Below are 12,549 nucleotides of genomic sequence, written 5' to 3'. Positions count from 1 at the left end.
CGTTGCCGAGAGGACCGTTCTCAAACGGTTAGCCTGCGGGAGAAAATAGAATGATCAAATATGTTTTAGGCGACGATGTCGGTCCTCTTGAGCACTGGCCTTTCGACAATCCCGCAAGCGGATATCAGATCAAAGAAGGCTCCCCGCAGGCATCAGGCCGCATGGATGCTGGCGGGCCAGGCCATACGACGCGCACGGGCATCTGGCGCTGCACCAAGGGCGTTTTTGAATGCACCGAGCAAGGCGATGAACTGATGACCATCCTGTCCGGTCGATGCCGGATGACCAACCTGACCAGTGGCGAGGTTCAAGAGTTGGGCCCGGGCGACAGTCTCTTTGTGCGTGATGGCAGCCGGGTGGTCTGGGACATCATCGAAGACGTGACAAAGGTGTTTTTCGGCCATAAAGCGGACGGGTTTTGACGGTGCACCGGCCACATGATTGAGTTTCGCCCGCTTTTCTAGGGCGTCCAGATTTGGAGCCAACGCACAAATTCTTTAACGTCAGATAAATCGAAAGATCTTAAAAATCGGGCAAACAAAAACAGAGGCATAGCCCGATGCATGTAGAATTTCACGAGGCAAATAGTTTCCCTGCCAGCCGCAGTTTTTCGGATCTCAAGGCAATTAATAAATACACCAACAGAGCTCGCGACGGTCAAAAGTTTGGTCCTCAAAAAAGAAAGGCAGAAAGAACGTTAGTTCGCGAAATCGCTCGTGTGACGTCCGCGCTCGAAAAGGCTGCGCTTCTTGTGATCAAGGACCCAACTTATGTTCCTATAATGGAGCGGCTTGAACATGAACTTTGTCAGATGCAGGAACAGCTTGCCAACTGCCCGGTGGAAAGGGCGTTGGCCATTGTTCAAAAGAAGGAAATTTCTTGAAGGATGCGGGCTTTGTGCTCAAGCGAAGCACCATCACCATATCGTTGTTCTTGAAGAGCATGGCCGAAGAGATCGCGTCTAATCCGGTTATCAACTTCAGCCGCGATCATTCGATCCTCAAATGCATGACGGAGTGAGTACATAACATGTCTATCGGACTCCATCAGACCATTGGATCTCAAATACTTGTTAACTGTGTTAGAAAGTGACGCTTTGCCTTTGTAGCTGGGAAAACCGTTCGGACATTCTTGGAACGCTTCAAGGCTAACGCCAACAAGAGGAATAGTTCGCTTGGAGGCATTGTTCTTCAAGTGTCGCCCGACCGGTGCGATTTCAATGTAGGGAACAGAACCCTCAAGATGGATGCGAGCCCTGTCCAGATTTGCGGCTTCGCTAGGTCGATACCCTGTATTGATCATACCCAACAAAATGCACCGCGCCTCGGTGTTTAATCCACTCAAAGCACCTTCAGACAAAATACGATTACGAATCCAATCGTCGGAGAATGATGGTCGAGATCGCCTCTCTGGTTCCTTCAAACTCAGACCAGACAGAGGCAAATCAATCTTAAGTCGCTTTTTTTCGTTAACTGTTTTTAGAATATCACCTAGGTGCGTGAAGTCCTTGTTAGCAGAGTTCTGTGTAACTTCGCCCATTTCAATTCGCTCAATCCACATCTCCCGGAAATCCAACAAATCATCCCGAGTGATCTCGGAAATTGCCACGTCTCCGGCGACCGCGATGAAATTCTTCACCGCTTTCTTCCGTGGGTTCTTCCACCTGCGAATCTGATCAGCGTCTTTACCTAGTGTCCTATCCCTGGCGAGGGACCAATACATTTCCAACGCTTGGGAAACCGAAATCTCCGGTGCAGCAACGGCGCCCAACAGAGCCTTCGCTTCGAACGTGTCTGGGCTGCCTTGCACAACTGGAATCGCCTCAACTCGTTTCAGCAATTCTTCGAGAGGAAGCTCAGCAACCTTCGGCATTTCCAAGTACCGAAACCCCCTCGATCTAGCCAAGTTTTGTGCTGCGCTAAACTGCTTTTCAGCTTCTACGGTGTCGCCGGCAAGGCGAGCTTCCCAGCTATCCAACATCTTCGCCCAAACAGATGGCGCTTTCTCCATTGCCAAACTCAGTGAATCGGTTTTCAGGCTGATCCAGACGGTTTTTCGTTCTTCGACGCTGGCGAAACGGCGTGGAACGCGCCTAACGATACAGTAAATAGAGCCTCTGAGTTTAACATTCACAGTTCAACAGCCTCCAAGCATGAAGAGATTTGTGCAGCAAAATGTGCAGCAAAAAACATCCAGCCTCAAGCGGGGAGTCAGTCAATCCAGCTGAAAATCAACTATTTACAGTGATTTAGAGGCAGGCTCTTGCTGGATAATGGCGGAGACGAAGGGATTCGAACCCTCGAGACGGTTTCCCGCCTACTCCCTTAGCAGGGGAGCGCCTTCGACCACTCGGCCACGTCTCCGCCGACGGGTATATCCTTGCAAACGCTGGAAATACAAGGCCATTTGTCGACGGTTTGACAGTTTTCTTCAAATTCCCGGAAATCCTTGAAATAGAACAGGTTCAAGGCGGTACGCGTTGAAATTGGACACGTATCACTCCCAGAATTTCAACATCTGAGAAGCACAGGCATGTCAGGATTCGCGTTTAAGGCACCGGAAGTGAGGTTTGGGCCAGGCGAAACCTGCGGGTCAAAGGTTTTGCCGAAAACGCCAGTTAGAGGGGATCAATCCGGTTCAAAGGCGTAAAGGCCAAGTTGATGCCGCCGGCGATGGAAACGTTCGACCCGTTCAACAATCTCGTCGCTGGAAACGGCGATCACAAATGACAGCAGAGTTTCAAGCAATGCTATGGTCGAAACGGAGGAAGGGAAGAATTGGGGCGTGTCTGCGGACACAACAAAACCGTGATGCGCGTTCAGTATCACAGGGCTTGCCGGGCTGTCCGAGATCCCCACAACGGTCAGTCCCTGTTGCCGCGCCAGTTTGATCGCCTCAATCACTTCCGTGCGGTAAGGATGGCAGGTGATGGCGATCAATACGTCCTGTTCATCAGCCCAAGCCAAATCGTCAACCGGTGTTGATCCCGGGCGTGGAATAGCGTGGAATTGCTTCATCCCTGTGGACGCCAGGTAGGTGAAATTGCGTGCGTTCGAATTGTTGACGCCCACCCCCAAAGTGAAAATCTGCCGGCAGTTCCAAATGTCTTCTGCCGCTTTCTTCAGGCGGTCGGCATCAATTCCGGCAAAGGTTTCTTCAATGTTGCGGATCGCTGCGCCAACCATGTCAGCATAAAGCGTGCCCAGTTCCCCAGATTTGCCGATGTCCTGCAACCAGCGGGCACGGTCAGGAAAAGAGGCTTGCCCCTTGCGAATAGCGTCGCGAAAGGGTTCCCGGAAATCGTCATACCCGTCAAAGCCGACCTGCCGCGCCATCCGCACAAATGTGTTGGGTTTAACTTTGGCGGCCTCTGCTATTTCACGGACGGTCGAAACCCCCACATCTGTTGGGTTTTCCAACACATAACGCGCGGCTTTTTGCGCCTCTGGCGTTAGGGCGTTCCATTCTTCAGTCAGGCGGTTCAGAACGGTTTGTGATATGTTTGTGTCATTCATGATTGACGATGGTACAAATGTGAAATTAGCGTGTCGAGCAGAAACGCGACTCGGAATGAGGAACGACCATGCCCGCGCACAAAACGCCACCTCCAGTGTCTGCGATGGCTGCAGCTTGTCGGTGCTTTGATCTGAACATGACGTGGGTTGAAGGCGGATACAATGGTGCTTGCGCGTTGCTCCTAGGGGAGGGCCAAGCGCGTTGTGAGGCGCGCGTTGACCGGACATTTCTGAAAGCGGGCAAGACACTGACAGTGTTGTCCTGTCCTAACGCATTGGTGGAGAACGCTAAATGAGCTTGCCTGAAACAATGAAGGCTATGGTTACGATGGGCCATGGCGGGCTGGAACAGATGGTCCTGCACGAAAATTGGCCGCGTCCTGAACCGGCGACTGGAGAAGTGTTGATCAAGGTTGGGGCCTGCGGCTTGAACAACACCGACGTTAACACGCGATCTGGCTGGTACTCCAAGACTGTGACCGATGCCACAACCGGCGGCGCGTTTGAAGAGGTTGGCGAAGAAGACCCTACTTGGGGTGGCAACCCAATAACTTTCCCACGAATTCAGGGGGCTGACATTTGCGGGCACATTGTAGCTGTTGGCGAAGGGGTCGACCCCCGGCGCGTGGGTGAGCGTGTGATTACCGACGGTTGGCTGCGTGATTCCGCTGATCCCGGCAACATGGACAACGCCGGTTATTTTGGTTCGGAACGCGATGGTGGGTTCGCTGAATACGCGACGACCCTTGCGGTCAATGCTGTGCCGATTTCCTCGGATCTGTCGGATGCAGAGCTGGCAACGTTCTCTTGTTCCTACTCTACCGCCGAAGGAATGTTGACCCGAGCCAATGTGAACGACAAAGACACCGTGCTGGTGCCCGGAGCATCGGGCGGTGTGGGCGGCGCGTTGGTGCAATTGGCCAAGCGGCGCGGTGCGCGGGTCATCGCGATGGCATCTGAAGCGAAGCATCCCGCTGTGGCGGCGCTTGGTCCCGATAAGGTTCTACCTCGGGCGCCTGAAAACCTGCGCACGGCGTTGGGTGACGAAAAGATCACCGTGGTCGCCGATGTGGTCGGTGGTCCCTATTGGGCGCACTTGATCGATATTTTAGAACGCGGCGGACGTTACACCTGCTCAGGTGCAATTGCTGGACCGATGGTCGAGTTTGACCTGCGCACCTTTTATCTGCGCGACCTGACTTTTACGGGTTCGACCGTGATTGACCCGCAGGTGATGACGAACCTTGTGAGTTACATTGAGGCCGGTGAAATCAAACCGGCTTTGGCAGCGACATATCCGTTGGAGGAGTTGCGTGAGGCACAAGCTGCCTTCATCGCCAAAGAGCACACCGGAAACATAGTGGTGATTCCATGACACTGGACAGCGTTTTGGAGGCCGCGCGGCATGTACATCAGGCACATCCTGACCTGTCGGCCTTTGGCGCATGGCCTTCTGATCTGTCTGTTGCGATGTCAGAGCCAAGTCATGTTCCTGCGGCGGATCTGGTGCGGGACTGCGACTTTCGGGGGAGCGATCTGACTCAGCCGTTGATCGACGCAGTCAAGGCAACCACTCATCTGGCCCATTGGAAACAGACATACACAGAGGAAGAGGTCGGCGCGGATTTTCTCAGCCGGTATGGCTATTACGAGCTGTTTGGCCCAACCGGCCATTTTCATTCAACTCAGCTGCGTGGCTATATCGGGTATTGGGGGGCTGGGCTGATCTATGACTGGCACAGCCATCAAGCCGAAGAAATCTATCTGACGCTGGCTGGTGGCGCGGTGTTCAAGGTTGAGAGTGATGCGGCTTTTGTTGGTCCCAACCAGACACGTCTGCATTCCAGTTGGCAAAGCCATGCCATGGTCACAACGGATCAACCGATCCTGACCTTTGTGCTGTGGCGCGGTGAGGGCATGGGAGATCTACCCAGAATGGATGCGCAATGAAGATCACACGAATTCGGGTTTATCAGACAGGGCTGCCCTATGTCGGTGGTGCTTATGTCTGGGGCGCCGGAAACGCTATCAAAACGGCCATCGCCTCGGTCGTGGTTATGGATACTGACGCGGGTTTTCAGGGCTGTGGCGAGTTCACGCCGTGTGGCGATAACTATATGGTCGCGCATTCCGAGGGCGTAACAGCCCTGGCGCGGCTTGTTGCCCCGAAACTGTTGGGTGAAGACCCGCGTCAGGTCGGACGGATCGAACAGTTGATGGATCAACTGGTTCAGGGCCATGGGTATGCCAAGTCTCCTTTCGATGCAGCCTGCTGGGACATTTTGGGTAAGGCGTGTGATCAGCCGCTTTGGATGTTGCTGGGCGGCAAGCTGACCGACGGTGCGCCGATGTACCGGGTGGCCCCGCAGAAAGCGGTGGATGAAACGGTAGCCGAGATGAATGTCTATCGCGATCAGGGCTACCGCCAGTTTCAGGTCAAGGTCGGGGGTGACTGGGCCACGGACATCGATCGGATACGGACGACTGTTCCGCTGTTGGAGCCGGACGAAAAAGCGATGGCCGATGCCAATCAGGGGTGGCGTGTTGACAATGCAATTCGGGTGGCGCGCGCGACGCGCGACCTGGATTTCATCCTCGAACAACCCTGTCGTACCTACGAGGAATGCCAACAGGTGCGCCGTGTGGCCGAGCAACCAATGAAACTGGATGAATGTGTAACAGGCATCCAAATGGCGCAGCGGATTGTTGCGGATCGTGGGGCCGAGATCTGTTGTCTGAAGATCTCGAATCTTGGCGGCATCAGCAAAGCGCGGCGTGTGCGGGATTATCTGATAGACAACCGCATCCCCGTTGTCAGCGAAGACACGTGGGGGGGCGAAATCACGACGTCTGTGGTGGCACATTTTGCTGCCTCAACCCCGCCCGAATATCTGCAGAACACAACTGATCTGATGAACTACAACACTCGATCAACCGGCATCGGTGGACCGACGGCCCGAGACGGGAAGCTTTATGCAACCGACACGCCGGGTTTGGGCGTGGCACCTGACTTTGAAAGCCTCGGTGCGCCGGTGGCGGAGTACACACTATGAAGATCAAGTCCATTACCGTCTATCAGGTGGACCTGCCGTTGGAGCACCCCTATTGGCTGTCTGGCGGGCGGCTGAAGTTCGAAACGCTCGATGCGACGATTGTGAAGATCGAAACCGCCTCCGGTCTGGTCGGCTGGGGCGAAGGCACCCCTTGGGGGCACACCTATGTTCCTGCCCACGGGCCAGGCATTCGCGCTGGTATCGAAACGATGGCACCTTTCATTCTGGGTCTCGATCCGCGCAAGGTGCTGGACGTGGAACGGGCGATGGATCTGGCATTGCCCGGGCATCTTTACGCCAAAAGCCCGATCGATATGGCTTGTTGGGATATTGCAGGTCAGGCCGCAGGTCTGCCCATTGCCGATCTTATGGGCGGTGGGTCGCGCACACCGCGCCCGATTGCCTCGTCGGTAGGAGCGAAGACTGTCGAAGAAACCCGCGAAGTGATGGAACGCTATCGCAGCCGGGGTTACATTGCGCATTCGGTCAAAATTGGTGGTAACGTGGAACGCGATATCGCTCGGGTCCGCGATGTGGAAAGCATCCGGCGACCGGGCGAGATTGTCCTCTATGACGTCAATCGGGGTTGGTCTCGTCAGCAAGCCCTGCGGGTGATGAGCGCTTGCGAAGATCTGAACGTGATGTTCGAACAGCCCGGCGAGACGCTGGACGATATTGCGGCAATCTCGGGGCTGCATGCCTCGCCTGTGTCCGTGGATGAAACTCTGGTGACTTTGCAGGATGCAGCCCGGATCGCCCGCGATGGTATTGCCGAAATTTTCGGGATCAAGCTGAACCGCGTTGGTGGACTGACCAAGGCGGCTCGGATGCGGGATATCGCGCTGGCCCATGGTATCGATATGTTTGTGATGGCCACCGGCGGCACGGTTCTGGCCGATACCGAGGCGCTGCATCTGGCGGCCACCATCCCGGATGACAATTTCCACGCAGTCTGGGCGTGTCAGGATATGATTGCGGTCGATATTGCGGGCGGTCGTGGCCCGCGCAATATTGATGGTCACCTGCACCTGCCCGAAACCCCGGGACTGGGTGTGCATCCGGACGAAAATGCGCTTGGCACCCCGGTCGCAGTTTATCGATAAACACTCAACACATTGAAGTTGGAGATCGGGTCACATGTTGAAGATCAAAACTCAATCCGAATGGATCGCCCGCGCAAAGTCTGTGTTACCCGCAGGCGGGTTTGGCAATTTTGATCCGGGTATCATAATCGCCCGTGGCGAAGGCAGCCGTGTCTGGGACGAGGACGGGAACGAATATGTCGATTATCTGATCGGCTCAGGCCCGATGCTGCTCGGTCATGGTCACCCCGAGGTGATGGAGGCTGTTCTGGAACAGTTGCCGCAAGGCATGACCTTCTTTGCCAATAACAGAAAGGGTATCGAACTGGCCGAAGCCATCATCGAGGCCGTTCCCTGCTGTGATCAGGTGCGGTTTGTTGCGTCAGGTGGCGAAGCTGACATGTATGCCATTCGGCTGGCACGGGCCTATACGGGTCGCAACAAGATCCTCAAGTTCGAAGGTGGCTATCACGGGATGAGCGCCGAAGCGCAGATGAGTCTGGCGCCCAGTCGTCGGGTCAATTTCCCTCAGGCCGTGCCCGACAGTGCCGGAATTCCCGAAAGCGTGGCCGAACAGATGCTGATCGCGCCGTTCAATGATCTTGAGGCTGTCGCGGCCCTGCTGGACGAGCATGACGATGTGGCGGCGATCATGGTCGAACCGTTGCAGCGGATCATTCCGCCCTTGCCCGGGTACCTGCAAGGGCTGAGGGATTTGTGCGACAAACACGATGTGCTGCTGATCTTCGATGAGATCGTCACCGGGTTCCGTCTGGCGTATGGCGGGGCGCAGGAACGTTATGGCGTGACCCCGGATATCTGCACCTTGGGCAAAATCACCGGCGGCGGGTTTCCTTTGGCGGCTTTAGGCGCCAGCGCCGAGATCATGAAGCATTTCGACAAATCGAAAGTCGGTGAAGACGGCTGGCTGATGCAATTGGGCACTTTGTCGGGCAATCCGGTGGCTTCGGTTGCGGGATTGAAAACAATGGAAATCCTGCGGCGTGATGGGGCCTATGAACACTTGCGCGGTATCGGGCGGCAGTTGCAAGACATGCAGAAGGACGCGCTGAACGAAGCCGGCATTCCGCATCGGATTTGCGGAGACGAGACTTTGTTCGATATCTATTTTACCAAAGCCGAATGCAGGGACTACCGCAGCGCCAGTCACGACGACCCTGCACGCAACGCAACGTATAATGGCGCTTTGCGGTCGCATGGGATTTTCAAAGCTCCGGGCAAGCTGTACCCGTCATTAGCGGTGACCGAGGCCGATCTGGATCAGACCAGAGAAGCCGTACGCCACGCCGTGGCTGCAATTTCCTGATCATTGTAAAAAAACGGGTCGCTGTTGATAACAACTGCGACCCGTCACCTCTGGAAGTCAGGGGCCAGCCTCGCCCCCTCGAATACTGATTAAATCACCGCAATCTGAAAACTTTTCGATACTTTCGAGACTGACCTGACTTCCTGGTTGGTATGTCACTTTAATGCCTGAAGAAATCGCCTTTTACAGTGACCCAGTTCACACTCGAAGAATTTATTTTGAATTTTTCCAATCAAATAAATCCGGTCCAGCCTGCGCAAGCAATTCGGCAGCCATCGCGCGGGCCATTTCCGGCCCGTCTGTGATTGCGCCCGTCATATCCCGACTGGCGGTTTCCGTTCCATCTGGTCGCAGAACTTCGCCACGCAACCTGAGGGCGCCATTGTTGATTTCGGCCAGACCCGCGATCGGCGTTTCACACGACCCGTCCAGAGCATCCAGCAACGTACGTTCGGCCGCCAGCCGTTGGCCTGTTTCCGCGTGGTGAATCGCCTCAAGCATTTCTGCCGCACGCATATCGTCGCTGCGCCGTTCAATGCCGATGGTGCCTTGCGCGATGGCGGGCAGCATATCGTCAGGGGAAATGGCGCTTGCCGGGACATCATCCATACCCAGACGTCGAATTCCCGCCATCGCCAGGAAGGTGCAATCTGCCACGCCATCTTCCAGCTTTTTCAGTCGCGTCTGAACGTTTCCACGAAATTCGACCACCTTCAGATCAGGACGCCGGTTCAGCAATTGAGCACGGCGACGCAGCGAGGAGGTGCCAACAACGGCACCCTCGGGCAGTTCGTGGATGGAACCCAAGCGCGGGGAGATAAACGCATCTCGCACGTCCTCACGCGGCAGGAAAGTATCCAGCACAAGGCCGTCGGGCTGTGCGACCGGCATGTCTTTGGTCGAATGCACGGCGATGTCGATTTCAGCGCGCAGCATCGCTTCTTCGATTTCTTTGGTGAACAGACCCTTGTTGCCGATCTCTTTCAGCGGTCGATCAGCATCGATCATGGCGCGATTGTCGCCCGTTGTTTTGATTACCACGATATCGAATGCATCTTCGGGCAGGTCGAAGGCATCACTCAGGCGTTGGCGTGTTTCATGGGCCTGCGCCAAAGCAAGCGGCGAGCCACGGGTGCCGATTCTGAGGGGCGATGCGGGTGTGGGCAAATTCACAGTCATGCTCACAGCTTTAGTCGCGTCACATTGCCCTGACAATGGGGGCTGCGCTTGACAAATTGCCGCCGAAGGACGACCCGTTGCGAAAACCGGATGACTGGGGGCGAATATGGCCGAGACAAAGAAACTGCTGCGGGCGCTGGCGGGTGAGGTGCAGGATGTGCCGCCGATCTGGATGATGCGTCAGGCGGGCCGGTATTTGCCCGAGTATCGCGCCACCCGCGCACAGGCCGGCGATTTCCTGTCCTTGTGCTATAACCCTGAGCTTGCGGCCGAAGTCACATTGCAACCGATCCGTCGTTACGGGTTTGATGCCGCGATCCTGTTTGCCGATATCCTGTTGGTGCCGCAGGCGCTGGGCGCTGATCTGTGGTTTGTGACCGGTGAAGGCCCGCGCCTGTCGACGATCACGCAGCAATCCGAGTTTGACGCGCTAAAACCAGTTGACGCGATTCATGAAACACTGTCGCCCGTTTATGAAACGGTACGAATTCTGTCGCGCGAATTGCCGTCGGAAACCACTCTGATCGGTTTTGCCGGCGCGCCGTGGACGGTCGCAACTTACATGATCGCAGGGCGCGGCACGCCTGATCAGGGCCCCGCGCACGCGTTGCGGGAAGGGAACACCGCGCTGTTTGAGGCCTTGTTGGAACGTATCACTGCCGCAACGATCGAATACCTGTCCGCGCAAATCGAAGCCGGGGCCGAGGTGGTCAAGATCTTTGACAGTTGGGCGGGGTCCTTGAAAGGTGAGGCGTTCCATAAATACGCGGTCGAACCGTGCCGGGTGATTACTCAGGCCATCAAGGAACGCCATCCAGGCATACCGGTCATCGGATTCCCGCGTGAGGCGGGCGAAGGGTATATCGGGTTTGCCAAAACAACAGGTGTAGATTGCGTCGCGCTGGACAACTCGGTGTCGCCGGAATGGGCGGCCGAGCATGTACAGGTTGATGGCTGTGTGCAGGGCAATCTGGCCTCGTCCCATATGGTGACGGGCGGGCAGGCGTTGGTGGATGAAACGCGGCGCATTGTTGAGGCGTTCTCGAAGGGGCCACATATCTTCAACCTGGGCCACGGGATCACGCCAGATGCGGATCCTGAGAATGTGCAGTTGATGATCGACACGGTGCGCGCACGGTAAGCTGGTGAAAGGGGGCCAGCCCCCTTCTTGGTCTGCGACCAATTCATCCCCCGAGGTATTTAGGGCCAGATGAAGCGCGGATCAGCGTGGGTCGTTGAGCTGCGCGAGGATGTCCTTTGTGTGCTCTCCGCGTGTTGGGCTGGGTCTGTGGTTCCATTGATGATTTGAAAACCGAGGCGCGGCGGCGGCTTGGAGAGTGCCGTCGATGTCTTGCCAAGTGTTGCGATGAGTGTTCATCGGGTGGTCCTGCGCCTCTTGCGGGTTGAGCACCGGGGCGACACAGGCATCTGTGCCGCGAAACACGGCGTCCCAGTGATCGCGCGGTTGGCTGGCGAAGATTTCGGCAAGGCGTTGGGTCAGATCAGGCCAGAGTGTGCGATCATATTGGTTCTGGAATTCGGCGTCACGGGCCAGGCCGAGGGTCTGCAAAAACTGAGCATAAAATTTGGGCTCGAGGCATTGGACTGTAATGAAGCCACCATCAGCGCACGTATATGTGCGGCTCCAGTGTGGGCCGTCCAAAAGGCTTTCACCGCGCGTATCGGACAGATTGCCTGTTTGGCGCATGGTCATCAGAAGGTTCATCATATGGGCTGAACCGTCATATATTGCAGCATCGACAACTGTACCTTCACCAGTGCGTTGCGCGTTAATAAGACCGGCCAGAAGACCCGCGACGAGATACATGGCTCCGCCGCCAATATCGCCCACCAGAGTTGCGGGTGTCTGCGGGGGCTGGTTGGGATGAGAGGCATACCAGAGCGCTCCGGATAGGGCGATATAGTTGAGATCATGCCCGGCTGTGTCAGCCAGCGGACTATCCTGGCCCCAGCCCGTCATGCGTCCATAGACAAGCTTCGGGTTACGGGCCAGGCAGGGTTTGGGGCCAAGGCCCAGCTTTTCCATCACACCGGGGCGGAAGCCTTCGATCAAGGCATCTGCGGTGCCGATCAGACACAGGGCGGTTTCCAGGTCATCAGGGTCTTTCAGGTCAAGCGCGATGGACCGCTTTCCGCGATCCAGAAGTGAGCGTTCTGGCATTCCGGGTGTGACAGCACCGCTTTTGCGATGAATGGTTATCACATCAGCGCCCAAATCGGCCAGTTGCATGGCGGCAAACGGGCCGGGGCCCAAACCTTCGATTTCGACGACACGAATTCCCTTTAGCATCTGCACCCTCCGTTTCGGGCAGAGTTTGCGAGCAGGCTGCGGATTGCAAGGCGGATGTTAGTGGCGCAGATCGTCGCCTGTA

At 56.1% G+C, this 12,549-nt stretch carries 12 protein-coding genes and 1 tRNA gene; 8 read left to right on the top strand and 5 right to left on the bottom strand.

The window, feature by feature from the left end:
* Positions 1-50: 50 nt before the first annotated feature.
* Together GOV89_RS15145 and GOV89_RS15140 are read left to right on the top strand one after the other, a co-directional pair.
* The gene (locus GOV89_RS15145) at positions 51-422 is read left to right on the top strand and encodes a cupin domain-containing protein (protein ID WP_170467182.1); all 372 of its coding nucleotides are present in this window, start codon (positions 51-53) and stop codon (positions 420-422) included.
* A 137-nt stretch (positions 423-559) separates the two neighbouring features.
* A complete protein-coding gene (locus tag GOV89_RS15140) occupies positions 560-883 on the top strand; it encodes a hypothetical protein (protein ID WP_170467184.1) in 324 nt (107 codons plus the stop codon).
* Here the strand turns inward: GOV89_RS15140 and GOV89_RS15135 are convergent.
* The 3 genes from GOV89_RS15135 to GOV89_RS15125 form a co-directional block, all read right to left on the bottom strand.
* Positions 862-2,133 (bottom strand): DUF6538 domain-containing protein, encoded by a 1,272-nt coding sequence (locus GOV89_RS15135; RefSeq protein ID WP_170467186.1) that lies wholly within the window; start codon positions 2,131-2,133, stop codon positions 862-864. The two genes, GOV89_RS15140 and GOV89_RS15135, sit on opposite strands and share 22 nt — an antisense overlap.
* A 140-nt stretch (positions 2,134-2,273) precedes the next feature.
* Positions 2,274-2,363 (bottom strand) — tRNA-Ser (locus GOV89_RS15130).
* A 264-nt stretch (positions 2,364-2,627) separates the two neighbouring features.
* A complete protein-coding gene (locus tag GOV89_RS15125; RefSeq protein WP_171178948.1) occupies positions 2,628-3,515 on the bottom strand; it encodes a MurR/RpiR family transcriptional regulator in 888 nt (295 codons plus the stop codon).
* Between the two features lie 292 nt (positions 3,516-3,807).
* Between GOV89_RS15125 and GOV89_RS15120 the strand changes: the two genes are divergently transcribed.
* From GOV89_RS15120 to GOV89_RS15100, 5 genes are read left to right on the top strand one after another with little or no spacing between them, the layout of a single operon-like run.
* A complete protein-coding gene (locus tag GOV89_RS15120) occupies positions 3,808-4,890 on the top strand; it encodes an alcohol dehydrogenase family protein (RefSeq protein WP_254451535.1) in 1,083 nt (360 codons plus the stop codon).
* A complete protein-coding gene (locus tag GOV89_RS15115) occupies positions 4,887-5,465 on the top strand; it encodes a dimethylsulfonioproprionate lyase family protein (protein ID WP_171178950.1) in 579 nt (192 codons plus the stop codon). Before GOV89_RS15120 ends, GOV89_RS15115 begins: the two co-directional genes overlap by 4 nt.
* Positions 5,462-6,568: a mandelate racemase/muconate lactonizing enzyme family protein gene (locus GOV89_RS15110; protein ID WP_171238511.1), complete on the top strand. Its 1,107-nt coding sequence runs from the start codon at positions 5,462-5,464 to the stop codon at positions 6,566-6,568. The genes GOV89_RS15115 and GOV89_RS15110 overlap by 4 nt, the downstream gene beginning before the upstream one ends.
* On the top strand, positions 6,565-7,671 hold the full coding sequence (locus tag GOV89_RS15105) for a mandelate racemase/muconate lactonizing enzyme family protein (RefSeq protein WP_171178954.1): 1,107 nt from the start codon (positions 6,565-6,567) through the stop codon (positions 7,669-7,671). The genes GOV89_RS15110 and GOV89_RS15105 overlap by 4 nt, the downstream gene beginning before the upstream one ends.
* Before the next feature lie 34 nt (positions 7,672-7,705).
* On the top strand, positions 7,706-8,977 hold the full coding sequence (locus tag GOV89_RS15100) for an aspartate aminotransferase family protein (protein ID WP_171178956.1): 1,272 nt from the start codon (positions 7,706-7,708) through the stop codon (positions 8,975-8,977).
* Positions 8,978-9,190: 213 nt separating this feature from the next.
* On the opposite strand, the gene hemC is transcribed toward GOV89_RS15100, so the two are convergent.
* Complete coding sequence (hemC, locus tag GOV89_RS15095) at positions 9,191-10,156, bottom strand: hydroxymethylbilane synthase (RefSeq protein WP_171178959.1); 966 nt, start codon at positions 10,154-10,156, stop codon at positions 9,191-9,193.
* 106 nt (positions 10,157-10,262) lie between these two features.
* Between hemC and hemE the strand changes: the two genes are divergently transcribed.
* A complete protein-coding gene (gene hemE / locus GOV89_RS15090; RefSeq protein ID WP_171178961.1) occupies positions 10,263-11,297 on the top strand; it encodes a uroporphyrinogen decarboxylase in 1,035 nt (344 codons plus the stop codon).
* 81 nt (positions 11,298-11,378) lie between these two features.
* Here the strand turns inward: hemE and GOV89_RS15085 are convergent, their stop codons facing one another.
* On the bottom strand, positions 11,379-12,467 hold the full coding sequence (locus tag GOV89_RS15085; protein ID WP_171178963.1) for a CaiB/BaiF CoA-transferase family protein: 1,089 nt from the start codon (positions 12,465-12,467) through the stop codon (positions 11,379-11,381).
* Between the last annotated feature and the right edge of the window lie 82 nt (positions 12,468-12,549).

The organism is Ruegeria sp. HKCCA5763, assembly GCF_013034545.1.
Classification (GTDB): Bacteria; Pseudomonadota; Alphaproteobacteria; order Rhodobacterales; family Rhodobacteraceae; genus Ruegeria.
The sequence above is the reverse complement of the archived record's forward strand: the minus strand, read 5'-3'. Positions and strand labels throughout refer to the sequence as shown.

What these genes read in the sequence shown, in the direction of transcription:
- GOV89_RS15145 (WP_170467182.1), top strand. Translation starts at nt 51, where the DNA reads ATGATCAAATATGTTTTAGGCGACGATGTCGGTCCTCTTGAGCACTGG.
- GOV89_RS15140 (WP_170467184.1), top strand. Translation starts at nt 560, where the DNA reads ATGCATGTAGAATTTCACGAGGCAAATAGTTTCCCTGCCAGCCGCAGT.
- GOV89_RS15125 (WP_171178948.1), bottom strand. Translation starts at nt 3,515, where the DNA reads ATGAATGACACAAACATATCACAAACCGTTCTGAACCGCCTGACTGAA.
- GOV89_RS15120 (WP_254451535.1), top strand. Translation starts at nt 3,808, where the DNA reads ATGAGCTTGCCTGAAACAATGAAGGCTATGGTTACGATGGGCCATGGC.
- GOV89_RS15115 (WP_171178950.1), top strand. Translation starts at nt 4,887, where the DNA reads ATGACACTGGACAGCGTTTTGGAGGCCGCGCGGCATGTACATCAGGCA.
- GOV89_RS15110 (WP_171238511.1), top strand. Translation starts at nt 5,462, where the DNA reads ATGAAGATCACACGAATTCGGGTTTATCAGACAGGGCTGCCCTATGTC.
- GOV89_RS15105 (WP_171178954.1), top strand. Translation starts at nt 6,565, where the DNA reads ATGAAGATCAAGTCCATTACCGTCTATCAGGTGGACCTGCCGTTGGAG.
- GOV89_RS15100 (WP_171178956.1), top strand. Translation starts at nt 7,706, where the DNA reads ATGTTGAAGATCAAAACTCAATCCGAATGGATCGCCCGCGCAAAGTCT.
- hemC (WP_171178959.1), bottom strand. Translation starts at nt 10,156, where the DNA reads ATGACTGTGAATTTGCCCACACCCGCATCGCCCCTCAGAATCGGCACC.
- hemE (WP_171178961.1), top strand. Translation starts at nt 10,263, where the DNA reads ATGGCCGAGACAAAGAAACTGCTGCGGGCGCTGGCGGGTGAGGTGCAG.
- GOV89_RS15085 (WP_171178963.1), bottom strand. Translation starts at nt 12,467, where the DNA reads ATGCTAAAGGGAATTCGTGTCGTCGAAATCGAAGGTTTGGGCCCCGGC.